The 20,318-nt window shown below is 72.7% G+C and carries 23 protein-coding genes; 11 read left to right on the top strand and 12 right to left on the bottom strand.

Annotation, left to right across the window (positions count from 1 at the left end):
• Positions 1 to 4 precede the first annotated feature (4 nt).
• On the bottom strand, positions 5 to 1,033 hold the full coding sequence (locus AB0I89_RS03845) for a helix-turn-helix domain-containing protein (RefSeq protein WP_357119701.1): 1,029 nt from the start codon (positions 1,031 to 1,033) through the stop codon (positions 5 to 7).
• 10 nt (positions 1,034 to 1,043) lie between these two features.
• Positions 1,044 to 1,805: a TetR/AcrR family transcriptional regulator gene (locus AB0I89_RS03840; RefSeq protein WP_357119698.1), complete on the bottom strand. Its 762-nt coding sequence runs from the start codon at positions 1,803 to 1,805 to the stop codon at positions 1,044 to 1,046.
• Between the two features lie 79 nt (positions 1,806 to 1,884).
• Between AB0I89_RS03840 and AB0I89_RS03835 the strand changes: the two genes are divergently transcribed.
• Entirely contained in the window at positions 1,885 to 3,474 is a 1,590-nt protein-coding gene (locus AB0I89_RS03835) for an MFS transporter (protein WP_357119694.1), read from the top strand.
• Here the strand turns inward: AB0I89_RS03835 and AB0I89_RS03830 are convergent.
• From AB0I89_RS03830 to AB0I89_RS03815, 4 genes are all read right to left on the bottom strand, one after another.
• Positions 3,464 to 3,967 (bottom strand): hypothetical protein, encoded by a 504-nt coding sequence (locus AB0I89_RS03830; RefSeq protein WP_355053404.1) that lies wholly within the window; start codon positions 3,965 to 3,967, stop codon positions 3,464 to 3,466. The genes AB0I89_RS03835 and AB0I89_RS03830 overlap by 11 nt on opposite strands.
• A gap of 85 nt (positions 3,968 to 4,052) precedes the next feature.
• Complete coding sequence (locus AB0I89_RS03825; RefSeq protein ID WP_357119691.1) at positions 4,053 to 5,684, bottom strand: RecQ family ATP-dependent DNA helicase; 1,632 nt, start codon at positions 5,682 to 5,684, stop codon at positions 4,053 to 4,055.
• Between the two features lie 74 nt (positions 5,685 to 5,758).
• Positions 5,759 to 6,709: a TIGR03557 family F420-dependent LLM class oxidoreductase gene (locus tag AB0I89_RS03820; RefSeq protein ID WP_357119688.1), complete on the bottom strand. Its 951-nt coding sequence runs from the start codon at positions 6,707 to 6,709 to the stop codon at positions 5,759 to 5,761.
• A gap of 89 nt (positions 6,710 to 6,798) precedes the next feature.
• Complete coding sequence (locus AB0I89_RS03815; RefSeq protein WP_355053401.1) at positions 6,799 to 6,924, bottom strand: hypothetical protein; 126 nt, start codon at positions 6,922 to 6,924, stop codon at positions 6,799 to 6,801.
• 210 nt (positions 6,925 to 7,134) lie between these two features.
• On the opposite strand from AB0I89_RS03815, the gene AB0I89_RS03810 reads away from it, so the two are divergent.
• Positions 7,135 to 8,628, top strand: a complete 1,494-nt coding sequence (locus AB0I89_RS03810) for a glycoside hydrolase family 3 N-terminal domain-containing protein (RefSeq protein WP_357119684.1) — start codon at positions 7,135 to 7,137, stop codon at positions 8,626 to 8,628.
• Between the two features lie 2 nt (positions 8,629 to 8,630).
• Here AB0I89_RS03810 and AB0I89_RS03805 read toward each other — a convergent pair whose 3' ends face one another.
• Both AB0I89_RS03805 and AB0I89_RS03800 read right to left on the bottom strand, forming a co-directional pair.
• Positions 8,631 to 8,921, bottom strand: coding sequence for a GNAT family N-acetyltransferase (locus tag AB0I89_RS03805; RefSeq protein WP_357119681.1), 291 nt, complete (start codon positions 8,919 to 8,921; stop codon positions 8,631 to 8,633).
• A complete protein-coding gene (locus AB0I89_RS03800) occupies positions 8,918 to 10,144 on the bottom strand; it encodes a cysteine desulfurase-like protein (RefSeq protein ID WP_357119678.1) in 1,227 nt (408 codons plus the stop codon). The genes AB0I89_RS03805 and AB0I89_RS03800 overlap by 4 nt, the downstream gene beginning before the upstream one ends.
• Positions 10,145 to 10,219: 75 nt before the next feature.
• Between AB0I89_RS03800 and AB0I89_RS03795 the strand changes: the two genes are divergently transcribed.
• The 7 genes from AB0I89_RS03795 (at position 10,220) to AB0I89_RS03765 (ending at position 14,577) form a co-directional block, all read left to right on the top strand.
• Positions 10,220 to 10,585 carry a hypothetical protein gene (locus AB0I89_RS03795; RefSeq protein ID WP_357119675.1) on the top strand — a complete coding sequence of 122 codons (366 nt, stop codon included), beginning with the start codon at positions 10,220 to 10,222 and terminating at the stop codon, positions 10,583 to 10,585.
• A 59-nt stretch (positions 10,586 to 10,644) separates the two neighbouring features.
• On the top strand, positions 10,645 to 11,466 hold the full coding sequence (locus AB0I89_RS03790; RefSeq protein ID WP_357119673.1) for a DUF1206 domain-containing protein: 822 nt from the start codon (positions 10,645 to 10,647) through the stop codon (positions 11,464 to 11,466).
• An 82-nt stretch (positions 11,467 to 11,548) separates the two neighbouring features.
• Positions 11,549 to 12,736, top strand: coding sequence for a mechanosensitive ion channel family protein (locus AB0I89_RS03785; RefSeq protein ID WP_357119669.1), 1,188 nt, complete (start codon positions 11,549 to 11,551; stop codon positions 12,734 to 12,736).
• A gap of 286 nt (positions 12,737 to 13,022) precedes the next feature.
• Positions 13,023 to 13,457, top strand: a complete 435-nt coding sequence (locus AB0I89_RS03780; RefSeq protein WP_357119666.1) for a phage holin family protein — start codon at positions 13,023 to 13,025, stop codon at positions 13,455 to 13,457.
• Positions 13,454 to 13,816, top strand: coding sequence for a DUF3618 domain-containing protein (locus AB0I89_RS03775; protein WP_357119663.1), 363 nt, complete (start codon positions 13,454 to 13,456; stop codon positions 13,814 to 13,816). Before AB0I89_RS03780 ends, AB0I89_RS03775 begins: the two co-directional genes overlap by 4 nt.
• Positions 13,813 to 14,085 carry a DUF4235 domain-containing protein gene (locus tag AB0I89_RS03770; protein ID WP_007458126.1) on the top strand — a complete coding sequence of 91 codons (273 nt, stop codon included), beginning with the start codon at positions 13,813 to 13,815 and terminating at the stop codon, positions 14,083 to 14,085. The genes AB0I89_RS03775 and AB0I89_RS03770 overlap by 4 nt, the downstream gene beginning before the upstream one ends.
• A gap of 288 nt (positions 14,086 to 14,373) precedes the next feature.
• Positions 14,374 to 14,577, top strand: a complete 204-nt coding sequence (locus AB0I89_RS03765; protein ID WP_011905669.1) for a cold-shock protein — start codon at positions 14,374 to 14,376, stop codon at positions 14,575 to 14,577.
• A gap of 121 nt (positions 14,578 to 14,698) precedes the next feature.
• Here the strand turns inward: AB0I89_RS03765 and AB0I89_RS03760 are convergent, their stop codons facing one another.
• Complete coding sequence (locus AB0I89_RS03760) at positions 14,699 to 14,893, bottom strand: hypothetical protein (protein WP_357119660.1); 195 nt, start codon at positions 14,891 to 14,893, stop codon at positions 14,699 to 14,701.
• Between the two features lie 94 nt (positions 14,894 to 14,987).
• Positions 14,988 to 15,971 (bottom strand): aldo/keto reductase, encoded by a 984-nt coding sequence (locus AB0I89_RS03755; RefSeq protein WP_357119657.1) that lies wholly within the window; start codon positions 15,969 to 15,971, stop codon positions 14,988 to 14,990.
• 82 nt (positions 15,972 to 16,053) lie between these two features.
• Here AB0I89_RS03755 and AB0I89_RS03750 point away from each other — a divergent pair, with 82 nt between their 5' ends.
• Together AB0I89_RS03750 and AB0I89_RS03745 are read left to right on the top strand one after the other, a co-directional pair.
• Positions 16,054 to 16,848: a trans-aconitate 2-methyltransferase gene (locus tag AB0I89_RS03750; RefSeq protein ID WP_357119654.1), complete on the top strand. Its 795-nt coding sequence runs from the start codon at positions 16,054 to 16,056 to the stop codon at positions 16,846 to 16,848.
• On the top strand, positions 16,845 to 17,867 hold the full coding sequence (locus AB0I89_RS03745) for an adenosine deaminase (protein WP_357119649.1): 1,023 nt from the start codon (positions 16,845 to 16,847) through the stop codon (positions 17,865 to 17,867). The genes AB0I89_RS03750 and AB0I89_RS03745 overlap by 4 nt, the downstream gene beginning before the upstream one ends.
• A 321-nt stretch (positions 17,868 to 18,188) precedes the next feature.
• On the opposite strand, the gene AB0I89_RS03740 is transcribed toward AB0I89_RS03745, so the two are convergent.
• A complete protein-coding gene (locus AB0I89_RS03740; protein WP_357119646.1) occupies positions 18,189 to 19,592 on the bottom strand; it encodes a HAMP domain-containing sensor histidine kinase in 1,404 nt (467 codons plus the stop codon).
• 29 nt (positions 19,593 to 19,621) lie between these two features.
• Entirely contained in the window at positions 19,622 to 20,311 is a 690-nt protein-coding gene (locus tag AB0I89_RS03735; protein ID WP_074318485.1) for a response regulator transcription factor, read from the bottom strand.
• Positions 20,312 to 20,318: the final 7 nt, after the last annotated feature.

Below are 20,318 nucleotides of genomic sequence, written 5' to 3'. Positions count from 1 at the left end.
GTTGTCAGTCTGCCTGGCCCGAGTTGACTCTGGACGCCAGGTCGTTGACGTCCCGTGCCGTAACCGGATCGCCGTCGCGGCACGCCTGCGGGCTCACCCCGTACGCCGCCCGGAACGCCCGGCTGAAGTGGGCCTTGTCGCCGAACCCCCAGCGTGCCGCGATGACCTGCACCGGCTGGGCCCGCAGCGCCGGGTCGGTGAGGTCGCGCCGGCACCGGGCCAGCCGAAGGTCGCGGATGTACGCCGCCACGGTGGTGTTCTCGGCCTCGAACAGGCGGTGCAGCGTCCGCAGCGAGATGTGGTGGGCGTCCGCGATGGTCTGCGGGCCCAGCGTGGCGTCGCCCAGGTGACGGTGGACGTACGCCTGCACCTGGGTGATCAGCGCACGGCGGCGGACCTCGGTCGGCACCGCGTCCTCGGCGACCAGGTTCCGGCCGAGCAGGGTGGTGGCCAGGTCGAGGCCCACCGTGCCGAGCCGGCCGGCGTCGGCGGCGTGGTACTGCTCGGGGTGGCCGGTCACCTGGATCAGGAACTGCGCCAGCAGCGCCCCGAGCCCCTCGCTGCCGGACATCCGCCCGCCGTAGAGCGCGGCCATCCGCTTTGGCGGCAGCGGGAGCGCGGAGTGCGGGATCACCGTCGTGATCGAGGTGGCCCGGGTCCGGCCCGGCTCGCTCGCGTGGTGGCAGACGTCGTGCGGGCGCGAGGCGTCGTAGAAGGTGAACTCGCCGGCCAGGATGTCGCTGCGTCGACCGTCCTGGCTGGACGTGCCGACCCCGCTGGTGGTGAAGGCGAGGATGTACAGCTCCGGGTCCGACTGTCGGATCAGCTTGCGGGTGGCATCGAGTGAGGGGTACTGGTAGCTGACCAGTTGGATCGCGCCGAGGTCGATGAATTCGGCCCGGGCGGCGAAGTCGTCGGCGTACGGGGACTCCATCCGCAACGGCACGGACGTGCGCGCCACCAGGTCCAGCCACATCCCGAACCGCTCGGCGGGCGGCAGGACGGTCGTGTCGATGGTGTTCCTGGCCAGCACCCGCGCCCCCTCACGCCGTCCGGCGGGCGATCAGGGCCTCGACGCCGTCGAGGATCCGGTCGAGGCCGAACGTGAACTCGTCGTCCGGATCATCGTCCTGGTCGAGGACGCCGGCGTCGAGCACCCGGGTCAGCGCGGGGAAGCGGGCCGGGTCGATCAGTCGCGCCAGCATCGCGCCGTACGCCGGCATCATGTCGCCCGGCTCGACACCGGCGGCCCGGCTGCCCTCGGCGATCTGGTTGGTGAGCATCGCCTCGTTGCGCACGTATCCGGTGACCAGCAGAAGGATCGACATCTTCGCGCCCTCCGGCAACGGGGTGCCGTCGAGACAACCCAGCCCGTCCTCCATCCAGCCGAGCTGCTGGGGTGTGACGGGCGGCCCGGCGATCGGAATGTGCAGCAGCCACGGGCGCTGTCGCAGGACGTCGTGTTCGGCCCAGGCCCAGCGGGTCAGGCCGGCACGCCAGTCGTCGTCCGGCGCGGCCGGGCCCGGTGAGGGGCCGTAGCCGGCGTCCACCATGAGCGTCAGCAGGTCGTCCTTCGAGCCGACGTGCCGGTAGAGGGCCATGGTGGCGGCGCCCAGCTCCTTGGCCACCCGGCCCATCGACACGGCGGCCAGCCCGTCGGCGTCGGCGACCCGGATGGCCGCGTCGACGATGCCGGACACGGTGAGGCCCGGCCGGGGGCCCTTCGGCGCCCGCTCGCGCAGCCCCCAGGCGCTCTCGATGGCCGGCGGGAGCGCCGGGCCGCTGTCGTCTTTCGTCTCCGCCACTTTTCCTCCTTGCCCCGCCATCCTAGTTCTGCGTATGGTCTACGCATTAAAGCGTACGGCATACGCAGAAGGAGTTCTCATGACAGCGACGACCGCACCGGCGCCCCGAGCGGGCCGGCGGGAATGGATCGGATTCGCGGTGCTGATGCTGCCGCTGCTCCTCGTCTCGATGGACGTGTCGGTGCTCTACTTCGCCGTCCCGTTCATCAGCGAGGAGCTGCGGCCCAGCGCCACCCAGCAACTCTGGATCTTCGACATCTACGGCTTCGTGCTGGCCGGGCTGCTGATCACCATGGGCGCCCTGGGTGACCGGATCGGCCGGCGTCGGCTGCTGCTGCTGGGCGCGACCGCCTTCGGGGCGGCGTCCCTGCTGGCCGCGTACGCCGACAGCGCCGCGACCCTGATCGCCGCGCGCGCCGTGCTCGGCGTCGGCGGGGCCACCCTGATGCCCTCCACGCTCGCCCTGGTGCGCAACATGTTCCACGACGCCAAGCAGCGCGGCACCGCGATCGGCATCTGGACCGCCACGCTCACCGGCGGCATCGCCATCGGCCCGGTGCTCAGCGGCGTCCTGCTGGAGCACTTCTGGTGGGGCTCCATCTTCCTGATCAACATCCCGGCGATGCTGCTCCTGCTCCTGCTCGCCCCGGTCCTGGTGCCCGAGTTCCGCAACCCGGCGCGCGGCCGCTTCGACCTGGTCAGCGCGGCGCTGTCGCTCGGCACGCTGCTGCCGGTGATCTACGGCATCAAGGAGATGGCCCGCGACGGCGTCAGCGCGGCGCGGGTGCTGGCCGTCGTAGCCGGCCTGCTGGTCGGGGCGCTCTTCCTGCACCGGCAACGGACCCGGGCGTACCCCATGATCGACCTGGCGCTGTTCCGCCGGCACGGCTTCGCGGGATCGCTGGCGGTCAACCTGCTCGCGATGTTCGCCCTGGTCGGGTTCGCCATCTTCACCACCCAGCACCTCCAACTGGTGCTCGGGCTGAGTCCACTGCGGGCGGCACTGTGGAGCCTCGTACCGTCGCTCGCGGTCGGCGGCGTCGCCCCGGCCGCCGCCGCGCTCGCCCAGCGGGTCGAGCGGGCGTACCTGATCGGGGCCGGCTTCGTGATCGCCGTCGTCGGCTTCGCGGTGCTGACCCGGGTCACCCCCGAGACGCCGCTCTGGCTGCTGCTCGTCGGCGCGAGCGTGTACGCCGGCGGCCTGGTGATGGTGATGTCGCTCGTCACCGAGCTGGTGCTCGGCGCGGCCCCGCCGGAGCAGGCCGGTGTCGCCTCCGCGCTGACCGAGTCCAGCAGCGAACTGGGTGGCGCGCTGGGAATGGCCATCCTGGGCAGCGTGGGCGCCGCGATCTACCACCGGGAGGTTCTGGACGAGCTGCCGGCCGGGCTGCCGACGGGCGTCCGCGACGCGGCCGGCGAGACCCTGGGCGGCGCGCTCGCCGTGACCCGGGGACTGCCGGCGGAGGTCGGCGAAGCGGTGCTGCACGCGGCCCGGTTCGCCTTCACCGACGGGCTGCACCTCGCCGCCCTCGCCGCCATGGTGGCGATGGCGCTCGGCGCGGTGACCGCGCTGCTGACGCTGCGCGGCGTCCGGCCGGCCGACCCCGCGGCGCTGGCCGCCGAGCCGACCGAACCGTCGCTGTCGGACGCCGCCCCGGTCAGTCGTTGAGCACCTGGGCGAGTCGGTCGCGGAACCGCCGCTCGGAGTCGCTGACCGACTCGCCGCCCAGGCCCAGCAGACCGCCGCTGGACGCCGCGCCCACGACCTGGTCGGCGATGGTCACCAGCCAGTGCTTGTACGCGCCGGCCTCGCCCTCGTCCACCCGGGCGGCCAGCAGCACGGCCGCCTCACGGGCCCGCACCAGCACGTCGTCGATGTACGCCTGCGGGTCGGCGGGCGCGATGACCGGCAGCTCCTCGCCGGCTTCGGGGTCGCCGACCCGGGTCACGATCTCCCCGGCCACGGCGGCGACGAGGGGGTTGGCCGACTCCCGACCCGCCCCGATGGACTCCAGACCGGCCGCGTTCTCCGCCATGGTCCGGCGGGTGCCGTCGGACTCGGCGGCGCTCGCCGCGGTCAGCACCGACTGCGGCAGGCCGACCAGCAGCCCCCACTCCTCGTCGGAGAAACCGAAACCGGTGTACGCCGGCTGCTCGATCACGGCAATGCCCCTTCCGCCCTGCGCTGTGTGGTCAATCGGTGCTGCTTGAGTCGATCCACCGGGCCCGTGTGGTGCCCGGGTCAGGCTAGTCGAGGGTCAGCAGACCCTGCTCGGACACCACGCGCACCGAGAGGGTCTTGTACCCGACCTCGTCGAAGAGGACCGTCATCTTGTCGTCCTCGTAGCTGAGCACCAGGCCGCGCCCCCACTCGCCGTGCCGCACCTGACTGTGCACCGGGAACGGGCCGACCGCGCCCTCGTCGGCGGTACTGGTACCCCGGTGGCAGTTGTCGCAGTGCGCGCAGACCTCGGTCATCTGCTCGCCGAAGTAGGCCAGCAGGGTCTGCCCCCGGCAGGCGGTGGTCTCGGCGAACGCCCGCATCATGTCGGTACGCGAACGCGTCACCGTCTGCTGGCGTTCCGCCTCGGCCAGGGCGGCCGCCGCCGCGTCGACCGGCGCGGGAGAGTAGCGCGGGGCCCCGATGCGCTGGCGGGCGCGGGGCTCGGCGGCCCCCACCTGCTCCAGCAGCGCCAGGTACTGGCCCAGCTTGCGCGGTCCCAGGCCGGTGGCCTCCCGCAGTTCGGTCTTGGTGGCCGGCTTGCGGCGCAGCAGCGCGGCCAGGTCCCGCAGCTCGGTCTCGTCCGGCAGGCCGCCGCTGAAGAACCGTTGCAGGCCCACGTCCTCGGCCCGCCAGAGCAGCAGCACCCGGGCCGGTTGCCCGTCCCGCCCGGCCCGGCCGATCTCCTGGAAGTAGCTGTCCGGCGAGTCGGGCAGCGCCGTGTGCACCACCCAGGCGATGTTCGGCTTGTCGATGCCCATGCCGAACGCCGAGGTGGCGACCATGATGGGCACCTGGTCGGCGAGGAACGCCTCGTGCAGGTCGTTGCGCGCGCCGGTGGGCATCCCACCGTGGTAGAACTGCGCCGGGAAGCCCGCCTTGGTCAACTTCTCGGCCAACTCCTCGGCCGAGCGGCGGGTCGGCACGTAGATGATCCCGGGCCGTTCGTCGTCGCGCAGCAGGGCGATCAGCCGCCGCCACCGGTAGTCCTCGGTCGGGCAGTGCGCCACCTCGAGGAAGAGGTTGGGCCGGTCCAGCCCGGAGACCACCACCTCCGGGTCGCGCAGCCGCAGCCGGGCGATGATGTCGTCGCGTACGGGCGGGGACGCGGTGGCGGTCAGCGCGACCACCGGCGGTCGGCCGATGCCCTCGATGAGGTGGCCCAGCGCCAGGTAGTCGGGCCGGAAGTCGTGCCCCCAGGCGGAGATGCAGTGCGCCTCGTCGATCGCGACCAGCGCCGGCTTCAGCGCGGCGACCTCAGCCATCCGGTCCGGGTTGCTCAACTGCTCCGGGGTGATGAACAGGAACTCGGCCCGCCCGGCCTGGATCTCGGCGATCGCCTCGGCCTGCTGGCCGGCCGACTCGTTCGAGCTGATCCGTACCGCCCGCAGCTCGGGACGTTGCCGCTCGTTGAGCGCCGCGATCTGGTCCTGCTGGAGGGCCAGCAGCGGAGAGATCACCACGGTCGGGCCGGGGATCAGGCTGGCCGGGATCTGGTAGATCGCCGACTTGCCGGCCCCGGTGGGCAACACCACCAGGGCGTCGTGTCGCTTCATCACCGCGCGCATGGCGGCGAGCTGGTTGGGCCGGAGCGCTTTCCAGCCGAAGAGGCTCTTCGCGGCGCGGCGCAACGTCATCGAGTGCGTGGACAGTTTCATCGAGGGCCGGAGGTACCCGAGCCCATGACCACCGAAACACTCCGTTGCGATCATGGGCTCGGGTGCGTCAGGTCTCACCGTAGGCGGGGCAGGACCTCGCGCTGGTAGAGGTCGAACAGGCCCTGGAAGTGGGGGCCGGTGTTGGCCACGTACAGCTCGTCGAAGCCGGCCTTGGCGTACTTGTCGATCATCTCCAGGTGCGCGTCGGCGCTGTTGCCGCAGACGAACGACTCCCGCACCATGTCCTGCGTGACCAGCTCGGAGGCCTGTTCGAAGTGGCGCGGCGAGGGCAGCACCTGCGACAGCTCGCCCGGCACGCCCGCGTTGGGCCAGCGCTCGTACGCGATCCGTGCGCCCTCTTCCTCGCTGGCCGCGTACGCCGCCTTGAACCCGGCCTGGCACGGCTTGTCACCGCCGCCGTTCTCCCGGAAGCGCCGGACCAGCTCGCCGTCGGGCATGGTGCTCACGTAGCCGTCGCCGATGCGGGCGGCCAGGTCGACGGCCTTCGGCCCGAACCCGGAGACGTAGATCGACGGCGGGGTGTCCGGCAGCGTGTAGACCCGGGCGTTCTCCACCGTGTAGTGCGTGCCCCGGTGGTTGACGAAGTCGCCCCGCCACAGCTCGCGGATGACCTCGACGGACTCTTCGAGCATCTCCAGCCGCACGTCGGCGGAGGGCCAGGCGTCGCCGAAGATGTGCTCGTTGAGCGCCTCGCCGGTGCCGACGCCGAGCACGAACCGGCCGCCGTGCAGCACCGCGCTGGTCGCCGCCGCCTGGGCGATCACGGCCGGGTGGATCCGTACGGTCGGGCAGGTCACCGCCGTGGTCACCGGCAGCGCGCAGACCTGGCTGAGCGCGCCGATCATCGACCAGACGAAGGGGCTCTGCCCCTGCGCGTCGACCCAGGGATGGTAGTGGTCGGAGATCCACAGTGCCTCGAAGCCGGCCGCCTCGGCGCCGCGGGCCTGCGCCAGCAACTCGGCCGGCGGGTACTCCTCACTGGACAGAAAATATCCGATCTTCATGGCTTCCCCTTCGGCGCGCGGTCCTGCTGTCGGGGAGAGCCGTACCCCGGTCGCGGCGGGCCACACCGGCGGGTCGGGGCCCGATCGCCTCAGCGTCGACCGAACATGGCCCGGATCGCGGCGAGCAGCAGCAGAGCGCCGACCACCAGGCCGAGCAGGCGTACGCCGGGGATGTCGGCCGGGCTCGTGGCGTCGGCCAGCGGGGCGGTGTCCATCCCCGCACTCTTCCGGGGAAGGGTCCCGTCGGGCAACTGTAAGGTTTATTGACTATTGAATCGCTCGGTGTGACCATGGCAGCACCGCCTGCCCAGGGCGGTGCGCCGAGGGCGCGCGAGAGATGGGGTACGGGGCCGCATGAGCGAGCGCAACCAGCGGGTCGGCGTCACCGCGCCGGCGGGAAACGTCGACCGTTCCGAGGCGACGGCGTGACCGCGCCGGCCGGGCACCTTCCGACGTTGGCAGCCGCCGTCCTGCAACCCGGTTTCGTCGGCACCACGCCGCCGCCCTGGGTGTGCCGCTGGCTCGGCGAAGGGCTCGGCTCGGTGGTGCTGTTCGCCCGCAACGTCGTCGACACCGCCCAGGTGGCGGCGCTCACCGCGACGCTGCGCGCCGAACGGCCGGACGTCATCGTGGCGATCGACGAGGAAGCCGGCGACGTCACCCGGATCGAGTCCGCTCGGGGCAGCTCCCGGCCGGGTAACTACGCCCTCGGCGCGGTCGACGACCCGGCGCTGACCGAGGCCGTCGCCCTCGACCTCGGCATCGAGCTGGCGGCGGCCGGGGTGACCCTCGACTACGCCCCGGACGCCGACGTCAACTCCAACCCGGCCAACCCGGTGATCGGCGTCCGCTCGTTCGGGGCCGACCCGGCGCTCGTCGCGCGGCACACCGCCGCCTGGATCCGTGGCCTCCAGGGTGGCGGCGTGGCCGCCTGCGCCAAGCACTTCCCCGGGCACGGCGACACCCGCGTCGACTCCCACCACGACCTGCCGCGCATCACCGCCGACCGGGCCCGCCTGGACGCCTGCGAGCTGGCCCCGTTCCGGGCGGCGGTGGCGGCCGGCGCGCAGGCGGTGATGACCGGCCACCTGCTCGTGCCCGCGCTCGACGCGGACCTGCCGGCCACGCTGAGCCAGCGCATCCTGGGCGGGCTGCTCCGCGACGAGTTGGGCTTCTCCGGCGTGGTCGTGACCGACGCCGTGGAGATGCGCGCGGTCGCCGACCGGTACGGCTTCGCGGGCGCGGCCGTGCGGGCGCTCGCGGCCGGGGCCGACGCCATCTGCGTCGGTGGCGAGCGCAGCGACGAGGACGCCGCCCGGGAACTGCGCGACGCCATCGTGGCCGCCGTCGTCTCCGGTGAGCTGCCCGAGGAACGCCTCGCCGAGGCCGCCAAGCGGGTCGGCCAGCTCGCCGCCTGGACGGTGGCCGCCCGCGCCGCCCGCCCGAGCCTCACCCACCGGGCCACCGACGTCGGGCTGGTCGCCGCCCGCCGGGCCGTCCGGATCAGCACCGGCCCGGACGCCCCGGTCGCGCTGCCCCTGACCCGCGCCGCCCATGTGGTCGAGTTCGAGCCGCCGCGCAACATCGCCATCGGCGCGGAGACCCCGTGGGGCATCGGCGAGCCGTTGGGCGAACTGCTGCCCGGCACGACGACGGTCCGCCACGCCGAGCCCGACGTGCCCGCCGACCCGGGAGCCGACGCCGGGGACCGCCCGCTGGTGCTGGTCGTGCGTGACCTGCACCGGCACGACTGGATGCAGGCGGCGGTGCGGCGAGCGCTCGCCAATCGGCCGGACGCGGTCGTGGTCGAGCTGGGTGTGCCCGAGCTGGTCGTCGGGGCGGTGCACCTGGCCACCCACGGCGCCACCCGGGCCAGCGGGCGGGCCGCCGCCGAGGTGCTGACCGGCCGGGCCCGCTGACGCTACGGTTGCTCGGCGACCAGGTCGGCGTACTCGGGATGCTTGTCGATGAACGCCGCCACGAACGGGCACTGCGGCACCACCCGCCCACCCCGGGCCCGCACCTGGTCGAGGGTGCCGCGGATCAGCGCGCCGCCGACGCCCTTGCCCTGGAAGCCCGGGTCCACCTGGGTGTGCGTGAAGACCAGCACGTCGTCGCCACGCTGCAGGTAGGCGGTGAAGCCGGCCAACGCGTCGTCGACCAGGATCTCGAATCGGTTCTTGGCGGGATTGTCCTCGACGAGGGTGCTCACCGGGCCATTGTCCCAGCCCCGGCGGCAAGCACGTCGAGTTCGGCGAGCAACCGGTCCACCTCGTCCACCGTGTTGTAGTGGTAGATGCTGGCCCGCACCGCGCCGCCGCTGTCGCGCAGACCCATCGTCTGGAAGTACTCGTAGGCGTAGTAGTCGCCGGCCGACAGGCAGAACCCGGCATCGCCCAGCGCCTGCTGGGTCTGCTGCGGCGACAGCCCGGCGACCCGGAAGGAGACGGTCGGGCAGCGCCGGGCCGGCGAGCCGTAGACCGTGACGGCGGGCCGCGCGGCGAGACCGGCGAGCAGCCGATCCAGCAGCGCCTCCTCGTGGGCCTGGGCGGCGGCCAACCCGGACCGCAGCCGCGCCCGGCGGTCGCCGGTCGCGTCCGGGTCCAGGGCGGCCAGGTGATCCACGGCGGCCGTCACGCCGGCCAGCAGCGGGAAGCTCGGTGTGCCGTACTCGAAACGGTCCGGCGCGGCGTCGGCGGACGGCACCAGCTTCGCCGGGCGCAACGCCGCCCACCGGCTCGGGTCGGCCACCATCGCGGCCAGGTGCGGCCCGGACCACTTGTACGCGCTGGTGACCAGCACGTCCGCGCCGAGCGACGTCAGGTCGGTCGGACCGTGCGGCACGGAATGCACGCCGTCCACGCAGACCAGCGCCCCGACCGAGTGTGCGATCTTGGCGATCGCCGGCACGTCCGGCACGGTGCCGATGGCGTTGCTGCCGGCGGTCACCGCCACCAGCCGGGTCCGCTCGCCCACCAGGTCGGCGTACTGGCCGCTGGGCAGCTCGCCGGTGTGCCGGTCGAACTCGGCCCAGCGCACCGTCGCGCCGGCCGCCTCGGCGGCCTGCACCCACGGGCGCACGTTGGCGTCGTGGTCGAGCCGGGACACCACCACCTGGTCGCCGGGCCGCCAGGTCGCGCCGAGGGTACGGGCCAGGGTGTACGTCAGCGCGGTGGCGCTCGGCCCGAGCACCACCCCGTCCGGCTCGGCCCCGAGCAGGTCGGCGACCGCCGAGCGGGCCTGCGCCACCATCTCCAGCGACCGACGACCGGGCGTGAAGGCGGCGCTGCGATTGCCGACGGCGGCGCGCATGGCGTCGGTGACCGCGTCGATCACGCCGGCCGCGGTCTGCGTGCCCCCGGCGCCGTCGAAGTGGACGAAGCCCTCGGTCAGGGCGGGATAGGCGGCCCGGGTACGGGCGATGTCGAAGGCCATGCCCGGACCCTAGCCGGGACGCCGGCCACGCTCGCCCCCGCCCGGTCGTCGCGGACGTCTCGTACCCTTGGCGGGGTGACGAACCGACCCACCACCATCGGCCTGCCCCCCGTCCGCCGTGCTGCCGGCCTGGTTGCCGCCGTGGCGCTCGGCCTCGCCCTGCTCGCCGGCTGCAGCTCCCAGGGCGCCTCCACCGACTGCGGGCTGGACGCCTGCACGGTCACCTTCGAGCGGGGCGTCGAGGCGAGCGCCACCATCCTCGGCGTCGAGGCGAAGCTGGTCGGCGCCGAGGGCGACCAGGTGACCGTCGAGGTCGCCGGCGAGCAGCTCACCCTCACCACCGGCCAGCAGGCCACCGAGGCCGGCGGGTTCGCGGTCACCGTCGACAGCGTCACCGACCAGCAGGTCAAGATCCGCGTTTCCCGCAACCCGGGTAACTGACCCGCGCGGGCGGCGGTGGCCGACGTTTGGGAATCGTCGGAATCGGAGATTGTGACGCCATGTCACTCACCCGTAGCGCCGAAGCCACCGCCTCCCGGACGGCGGACAGCCGGTGGCTGGAACTTCTCGCCCGGGCCGGCTTCATCGGCTACGGCATCGTCCACCTGCTCTTCGCCTGGTTGGCGTTGCAGATCGCGTTCGGCACGTCGTCCGACGACGGCGACCAGTCCGGCGCGCTGCGTACCCTCTCGGAACAGCCGCTCGGCAAGTTCCTCGTCATCGCCGTCGCGGTCGGCCTGCTCGCCATGGCGATCTGGCAGGGCCTCGAGGCGGCGGGCGGGCACCGCGCCGAGCGGGGCAAGGAGCGGGTCATGGAGCGGCTGGCCTCGGCCGGCCGGACCATCGTCTACCTCTACTTCGCCTGGACCGCCTTCAAGGTGTTCTCCGAGGCCGGGTCGAACAGCGCCGACAACCAGGAGGCGCTGAGCGGCAAGCTGATGACCTCCACCGGTGGCCGCTGGCTGGTCGGCCTGGCCGGTCTGGTGGTCGCGGCGATCGGCATCGGCCTGGTCATCTACGGCATCCGCAAGACGTTCGAGAAGCACCTCAAGACCGGCGAGATGAGCCCGAAGACCCGCCAGCTGGCCCGTCGCCTCGGCATCGCCGGGTACGTCGCCAAGGGTGTCGCGTACGGCATCGCCGGCCTGCTGGTCATCGTCGCGGCGGTGAAGTACGACCCGGAGAAGGCCCGTGGTCTGGACGCCGCCCTGCACACGCTGCGCGAGCAGTCGTACGGCTCCATCCTGCTGACCCTGGTCGCCCTCGGCATCGCCGCCTTCGGCGTGTACTGCTTCCTCCAGTCCCGGTACCGCAAGGTCTGAACTGGTCGATACCGAGGACGTCGGGCACTATTGGGCTTTTGCCCGAAGTTCCGCCGCTCGGTCGAAGGGAAGCGCCCCACTCGTGCAGAGCTATCTCGAAACGACCGTCGCCGCGCTCGCCGCGGCGGCGGTCGCCCTCTTCCTGGTCGAGGTCGTCCACCGGATCACCCGGCGGTTCGGCCGCCGGTCCCTGTTGTTGACCGAGTTGACCGACCACGCGCACCGTCCGTTCCAGGTCGCCGCCACCGTCCTCGCGGTGCAGTTCGCCGCCCGCTTCACCACCGGGTACGCCGTCGGCGAGAGCTGGCGGCGGCTCCTGCTGCACCTGCTGGTGCTCTGTGTGATCGCCAGCGCCGCCTGGCTGGTGGCGGCGCTGTTGATCGTCGTCGAGGACACCGCGCTCGCCCGGTTCCGGGTCGACGTGCCCAACAACCGGCACGCCCGGCGGGTGCGTACCCAGGTGGTGATGCTGCGCCGGCTGACCGTCGCGGTGATCGTCATCCTGACCGTCGGCGTGATGCTGATGACGTTCCCGAGCGTGCGCGGCATCGGCGCCGGCGTGCTGACCTCCGCCGGTGTCGTCGGCGTGGTGGCCGCCCTGGCCGCCCAGAGCCTGCTCGGCAACGTCTTCGCCGGGCTGCAACTCGCCTTCAGCGACGCGGTCCGCCTCGACGACGTGGTGGTCGTCGAGGGGGAGTGGGGTCGGATCGAGGAGCTGACCCTCAGCTACGTGGTGGTCCAGATCTGGGACGACCGACGGCTGATCCTGCCCACCTCGTACTTCACCAGCAAGCCGTTCCAGAACTGGACCCGCACCGAGGCGGCGGTGCTCGGCACCGCCGAGTTCGACGTCGACTGGGCCGTGCCGGTGCAGACCATGCGCGAGGAGCTGCGCCGGCTCGTCGAGGGCACCGAGTTGTGGGACGGCCGGGTCTGCGTCCTCCAGGTCACCGACGCCACCGGCGGGATGGTGCGGCTGCGCGCGCTGGTCAGCGCCGCCGACGCGGGCAGTCTGTGGGACCTGCGCGCCCTCGTCCGCGAGCACCTGGTGGCCTGGATCCGGGACAACCGGCCCACCGCCATGCCCCGCGTCCGCACCGAACTGGGCGACGCCACCAGCAACCTGTCCTGGCAGTGGGTGCAGCCCAGGCGGCCGACCCGACGCCTCTCCGACACCGAGGCCCCCGACGACGCCCGCGTCTTCGGCGGTAGCGACGACGGCGACGCCCGCAGCGAAGCCTTCGTAGGCCCCGAGGAAACCCGCCCCTGACCCCCGTACTCACCCCGTTGTTCATGAAAGTTATTGCCTCTTGCTTCGGCGTGTCCTGGCAATAACTTCATGATCGCCGCGAATGGGTGGGGTGGGGTCTGGGGAGGTTTGGTTGGGGTTGCGCGGGGGATGTGCTGCCGGACGTCTCTGCCGTGATCGGGGTGACCCACGCCAGCTTGTCGGCGCGGCATCCCGACAACGGCGACAGGTCGCCGCACGTCGAGTTTTAGGATTGACAGGCGACGACTCCGGGCATACAGCGCGGTGATGAGGAAAGGAGGACAGCATGGCTGACGTGGCGAATGCCCGCACATCCCGCAATGGGAGCGAGCCCTCCACCGCCGAGCTGGTGCAGCGGGCCACCGAACAGGTATCCCGTCTGGTACGGGACGAACTGGCGCTGGCCCGGGCGGAGTTGACCCAGAAGGGCAAGCACGCCGGCATCGGGATCGGCCTGTTCGGCGGCGGCGGGGCGCTGGCGTTCTACGGCCTGGGCGCGCTCGTCGCCACCGCCATCCTGCTGCTGGATCTGGTGCTGCCCGCCTGGGCCGCCGCGCTGATCGTGGCGGTGGCCCTCTTCCTGGTGGCCGGCATCCTCGCGCTGGTGGGCAAGAAGCAGGTCAGTCGTGCGGTCCCACCGGTGCCGGCGGCGACGGTCCGCAGCCTCCGTGCCGACGTGGACACCGTGGCCGCCGCCGTGAAGGACAGGGGACGGGCATGACGGGCAACGGAACGGGCGACACCGAGGCCCTACGCGAGGAGATCCGCCGTACCCGGGTGGAGCTGGGCGAGACCATGGAGGCGTTGGCCGCCAAGGCGGACGTCAAGGCCCGCCTGAAGGAGTCCGCCGAACAGGCGAAGGAGCGGATGCGCGAGCAGGCGGCGCAGACCGTGGCCCGGGTCCGCGGGCAGGCCGCGCGCGGCGCCGGGATGGCCCGCGCCCAGGCGTACGACAAGGGCGGCCTGGTCCGTGAGAAGGGCGAGCTGGTTCGACGCAACCCGGTGCCGTGGGCGGCGCTCGCCGCCAGCGCGGTGGCCACCGTGGTGGTGCTGATGATCGTGCGGGGGAGGCGTAGGTGAGCAGGAGCATCGGCAAGGTCGCGTACCGGCCGGTCGGCGTGTTGTTGGGTATCGCCGCGGGTACGGTGGCCGGCGCGATCTTCCGGCAGGTCTGGAAGGTCACGGCGGGCGACGGCGAGGCGCCGAACGCCACCGACGAGGACCGTGGTTGGGGAGAGATCCTGGCCGCCGCGGCGTTGCAGGGGGCCATCTTCGCGGTGGTCCGTGCCGCCGTGGACCGGGGCGGGGCGGTCGGCGTCCGCCGGATGACCGGCCACTGGCCGGACTGACCGACGCATAGACGTCAGGCCCTCTTCCCCATCGACGGGAAGGGGGCCTTTCGCACGACTCGCAACGCCGCCCAGCGACCTGAGTCATCCGTCAGGTCACATGTCGGAGAAATTCGTCGGACAGGTCGTGCAGACTTTTTGCGTACGTGATTTGCTGTTCCACGCTGTTGCGAGATGGCGTGGGTTGAGAGAAGTCTCCTTCGTGGGGGCCGCCTCAGACGCCGCTGCTCGAAAACGGCCAATCGGCCGCACGGCGTGCACGGCCGCCAGTTTTAGAAGGAGATACACATGGCGCAGGGAACCGTGAAGTGGTTCAACGCTGACAAGGGCTTCGGCTTCATCACCGTCGACGGCGGGGGTGCTGACGTGTTCGTCCACTTCTCGGCCATCCAGACCAGCGGCTACCGCACGCTGGAGGAGAACCAGCGGGTGGAGTTCGAGATCGCCCAGGGTCAGAAGGGCCCGCAGGCCGAGCAGGTCCGTCCCCTCTGACACATCTGGCCGGCCCCCGCCGGTCAGGGCTCGTTGAAGTGAAGCCCCGTATCCCGTGCTGGGATGCGGGGCTTTCCACGTCCACCGCTCACCCGCTCGCGCCGGCGACCAGGCTGGCTTCTCACCGGCGGCGTCGTGAGCGCAGTCCCAGCCAGAGCGCCACCAGTCCGGCGGCGGCCACGATCGGGCCCACCACCACCCAGAGCGTCTCGTCGGTCATCGGGCTGCCGTCGACGTAGCCGAGGCCCTGCACCGTCCACACCGCACCGATCACCACGGCCAGCAGGCCGAGGGTGAGTGTCAGCCAACCCCTCATCGCGCACCCTCCTCGCCGGATCGGGCGGCACGCCGCCCCGGGCGTCCAGCATCGTCGTCTTGACGGCGCGACGCGAGCACCCGGGGTCGGCGGCTCACCACCGGTCGTGCACCTGCGGGCGGATCAGCTCGTCGTAGACCTCGCGTACACCGGCCAGTTGGGCGGCCTCCAGTGGCGGCAGGTCCGCCGCGGCGGCGTTGCGCCGCGCCTGCTCGGCGTCGCGCGCGCCCGGGATGACGACGGTGACGCCGGCCTGGTCCAGCACCCACCGCAGCGCGAACTGGGCCATGGTGCGGTCGGCGTCGACAAGCGGCGCGAGCCGGCGTACGGCCGCGAGCCCCTGCGTGTAGTCGACGCCGGAGAACGTCTCGCCCACGTCGAACGCCGCACCGTTGCGGTTGTAGTTGCGGTGGTCGTCGGCGGGGAACTCGGTGTGCTCGTCGTACCGGCCGGAGAGCAGGCCACTGGCCAGCGGCACCCGGGCGATGATCCCGACGCCGGCCTCGGCGGCCGCCGGCAGCACCTGCTCCAGTGGCTTGTGCCGGACGGCGTTGAGGATGATCTGGACGCTGGCCACGCCGGGCCGGGCGATGGCGGTCAGCGCCTGGTCGCAGGTCTCCACGCTGACGCCGTACCCCGCGATGGCCTTCTCCGCGACGAGGGTGTCCAGGGCGTCGAAGACCGCGTCGTCGGCGAAGACGGCGGTCGGCGGGCAGTGCAGTTGGACCAGGTCCAGGGTGTCCATCCCGAGGTTGGCCCGGGACCGGTCGGTCCACTGCCGGAAGTTGGCCATGGTGTACGCCTCGGGCCGCTGCTCGACGCGCCGGCCCATCTTGGTGGCGACGGTCAGCCCGGCGTCCGGCCGGGAGCGCAGGAAGCGGCCGATCAACTGCTCGCTGCGGCCGTCGCCGTACACGTCGGCGGTGTCCAGGAAGGTGACTCCGGCGTCCACGGCGGCGCTGAGCACGGCCATGGCGTCGGTCTCGCTGACGGTCCCCCAGTCGGCGCCGAGTTGCCAGGCGCCCAGGCCGACGACCCCGACGGTCCGGCCGAGCCGGTTGAAGCTGCGCTGTTCCATGCCCCGAGCCTAGTGATCGGGTTGCCGGGCTGCCACGCGAGTCGTACCGTCAACAAGACGGACGTACGGTTTGGAGGCTGCGATGTGGGATCCGACGACGTACCTGCGCTACTCCGACGAGCGCTCCCGCCCCTTTCACGACCTGCTCAGCCGGATCCCCGCCGCCCGGCCCCGAACGGTGGTCGACCTCGGCTGCGGTCCCGGCCACCTCACCGCCATCCTGGCCGAACGCTGGCCGGACGCGCGGGTCGTCGGCCTCGACTCCGCGCCCGAGATGATCGATCGCGCGCGGGCCCTGCCGACCCCGGTCGAGTTCGCCGTCGCCGACCTGCGCGACTGGCGGCCAACCGGTGACGAGGACGTGGTGGTCACGACCGCGGCCCTGCAGTGGGTGCCCGGCCACCAGGAGCTGCTGCGCCGCTGGGCCGTCGAGCTGCCCGCCGGCGCCTGGCTCGCCATGCAGGTCCCCGGCAACTTCGACGCCCCGTCACACCGGGCACTGCGCGAGGTCGCCGGTCTCCCGGCCTGGCGGGCCGAGCTGGCCCCGCTCCAGCGGGCCGACCCCGTCGACGACCCGGCCGACTACGCGGACCTGCTGACCACCGCGGGCTGCGCGGTGGACGCCTGGGAGACTACCTACGTGCACCTGCTGCCGGCCGATCCCGCCGCCGACCACCCGGTACTGGCCTGGATGGAGGGCACCGCGCTGCGACCCGTCCGGGCCGCGCTGGACGCCGCCGGCTGGTCGGCCTTCCGGGCCGAGCTGGGGGTACGCCTCAGCGCCGCCTACCCGGTGCGGCACGGTCAGGTGTCCTTCCCGTTCCGCCGTGTCTTCGTCGTTGCCCGTACCGGCGCCCCCGCACAGGAGAATCCGTGACCGATCTGACCACCTTCATCGCCGGTCTGCCCAAGGTGGAGCTGCACGTGCACCACGTCGGCTCCGCCTCGCCCCGGATCGTCGCCGAACTGGCCGCCCGCCACGAGGGCAACACCCCCGTCCCGGCCGACCCGGACGCGCTCGCCAGCTACTTCGAGTTCCGCGACTTCGCGCACTTCATCGAGGTCTACCTGAGCGTCGTCGACCTCATCCGGGACCCGGAGGACGTCTGGCTCCTCACCCACGAGGTGGCCCGGGAGCTGGCCCGCCAGCAGGTCCGGTACGCCGAGCTGACCATCACCCCGTACTCGCACGTGCGGCGGGGCATTCCCGCGCCGGCGTTCTGCGAGGCGATCGAGGACGCCCGCAAGCGCGCCGCCGCCGACTTCGGCCTCGACCTGCGCTGGTGCTTCGACATCCCCGGCGAGGCCGGCCTGCCGGCCGCCGAGGAGACGCTGCGGATCGCCCTCGACGAGCGGCCGGACTCGCTGATCAGCTTCGGTCTGGGCGGCCCGGAGATCGGCGTACCCCGGCCGCAGTTCCGGCCCTACTTCGACCAGGCCCGCGCCGCCGGCCTGCGCTCGGTGCCGCACGCCGGCGAGACCACCGGCCCGCAGACCATCTGGGACGCCCTGCACGAGCTGGGCGCGGAGCGGATCGGGCACGGCATCTCCGCCGCACAGGATCCGGAACTGCTCACCTACCTCGCCGAACGGCAGATCGGGATGGAGATCTGCCCGACCTCGAACGTGCGGACCCGGGCCGTGGCCACCCTCGACGAGCACCCGCTGCCCCGGCTGGTCGAGGCCGGGCTGCTGGTCACCATCAACTCCGACGACCCGCCGATGTTCGGCACCACCCTCAACGACGAGTACGCGGTGGCGGCCCGACTGCTCGGTGCGGGCCCGGGGGAGCTGGCCGCGCTGGCCCGCAACGCGGTGACCGCGTCCTTCCTCGACCCGGCCGGCAAGCAGCGGATCATCGAGGAGATCGACGCGTACGTGGCCGACGCCCGCTGAGGTACGGGGTGAGCGGGGCGCGCGGCGGGAGCGTGGGTGTGGGGGGACCTGAGACTCCCGCCGCGCGCACGGCTCCACCGGCCGGTGGGTGCGCGGTGCGCTGGCCGGTGGAACTGGTGGGTTCGTGCACTGATCCTGTCAGCCCGCAAGCGGCTGACCGCGCTCGTTAACCTCGATCTAAGGAAGACTTGTGCCGCCGCACAGCCCCGGCCCGCCCGGCCGATCGGAGCGTGCCCATCAACCGATCGGCCGGGCGGACCTCGGCCGTCGGTCGACAGTGCTCGGTCGCCGGTCGGGCGGTCCTCGCCCGCCGGTGGACGCTCAGTCGTCGGTGGGGCGCTGGCGGGGCCAGCGACGACCGCTGCTCTTCTGATCCCGGGCGTCGCGGGCCATCCGGCCCACCAGGCCGAACCTGCTGACCTGCCGGGGCGTCGCCTCGGGGTCGGCGAGCAGCATCACCACGCTGGCGCCGCCCAACCGGGCCCGGTCGATGCTGACCGAGCCGTTCGCCTGCAACGCCACCCGCTTGGCGATGTCCAGGCCGAGCCCCGTCGAGCCCTGGTCGCTGGTGCCCCGCCGCAGCGCCCGATCCGGGTTGGCGATACCCGGGCCGGCGTCGTCGATCCGGATCGCCACGTACCCGTCGCGGCGGGACACGGCCACCTCGAACGCCGTACCCTGCGGCGTGTAACGGAAGACGTTGCCGATCACCGCGTCCAACGCGGCGGCCAGTTCGGCCCGCGGCACGGGCGCGGGGATGCGCAGTTGGGCGCCGGTCACCCGCTGCGGCCGGTTCTGGTCACCGGCCAGCGCCGCCCAGAACACCATCCGGTCCCGGACCACCTCGCTGACGTCGCACTCGGCCGGGCCGGCCTCGTGCGCCACCGCCTTGCGGGTGGTCTTGATCAGCACGTCGATCTCGCCCTCGAGCGTGACGATCGCCTGCCGGATGCGCCGGATACCCCGCAGCCGGTCCAGCTCCGCCGGGCTGAACGAGCCCACGCTGGTGTCGTCGGACTCCAGCGCCTCCGCGTCGAGCCGGAGCACGGTCAACGGCGTCCGCAGCCGGTGCGACAGGTCGGCCACCAGCTCTCGCTCGTCGGTGCGGGCCGCGTCCAGCCGGTCGGCCATCCGGTTGAAGGCGTACCCGGCCTCCGCCAGCTCGCGCGGGCCGGTCGGCTCCACGCGTACGCCCAAGTCGCCGTCACCGATCGACAGGGCGGCCTTGACCAGACCCTGGGTGGCGTCCACCGCCCTGGCGGCCACCCGGTCGACCACCAGCACCGCCGCGCCGACCATCGCCGCGCCCACCGCGAACAGGAGCAACCAGGTGCCACCGGCGCCCTCGCCCAGCGTCGAGTCCGGCACGAACACCTCGACCACGGCCGTCCGGTCACCCAGGACCACCGGGTCGAGCCGGACCACCCCGCCGTCGACGTCGGTGACCAGCGAGCGGCGGTCGGCGCGGGCCCGGTCCAGGTCGGCGCCACCGGCGCGGCCCGCGGACTCGTCCAGCCCCAACCCGTACACCACCGGCCGGACGGCGGCATCGTCGCCGCTGGCCACGACGGCCCGTTCGACCACCGCGCGGTCCGTGCTCACCGCCAACGCGCCGGTGACCAGCGCGCTGCGTCGGGCCGCCTCGGCGATCGCCTCGTCCCGCGTCTGCCCCCGCAGGCTCAACCCGAGCGGGATCAGGAACGCGAGCGCGACGAGGCTGCACATGCCGGCCGTGAGCAGGGCCAGCGCGGTCCTCAGTCCGGTGCCACCAGCCGGAACCCGACCCCCCGCACGGTGCGCAGGTAGCGCGGCTTCGCCGCGGACTCGCCCATCTTTCGGCGAAGCCAGTACAGGTGTACGTCGATGGTCTGATCCTCGCCGACCGATGGCTGCCGCCATACCTCCTCCAAGAGTTCCCGGCGGGACACTACCCGCCCGGGTCGTGCGGCGAGATACGCCAGCAGGTCGAATTCCTTACGGGTCAGCGCCAGCGGCTCCCCGTCGAGATGGGCGCTGCGCTCGCCGACGTCCACCCGCAGCCCGCCGACGGTGTGCACCGCCGGCTGCACCGTCCGGCTGGCCCGTCCGGCGCGCCGCAGGACCGTGGTGATGCGGGCGTCCAGGTGCGCGCCGGTGAACGGCTTGACCATGTAGTCGTCGGCCCCGGCGCGCAGCAGCTTGACCACCGACTGCTCGTCGTCGCGGGCGGTGGCGATGATGATCGGGATGTCGGTGATGCCGCGCAGCATCCGCAGCGCGTCCGAGCCGTCCAGGTCGGGCAGGCCCAGGTCCAACACCACCAGGTCGGGCGTCTCCGCGGCGACCCGTCGCAGCGCGTCCAGGGCGGTGCCCACGGCGTGCACGGCGTGCCCCCGGTCAGCGAGGGACCGCAGCATCGCGCCGCGTACGACGTGATCGTCTTCGACCAGGAGCACGGAGGCCACGACAAGA

The organism is Micromonospora sp. NPDC049801, from assembly GCF_040656575.1.
GTDB lineage: Bacteria > Actinomycetota > Actinomycetes > Mycobacteriales > Micromonosporaceae > Micromonospora.
This window is presented reverse-complemented; position numbering and strand designations above follow the sequence as displayed.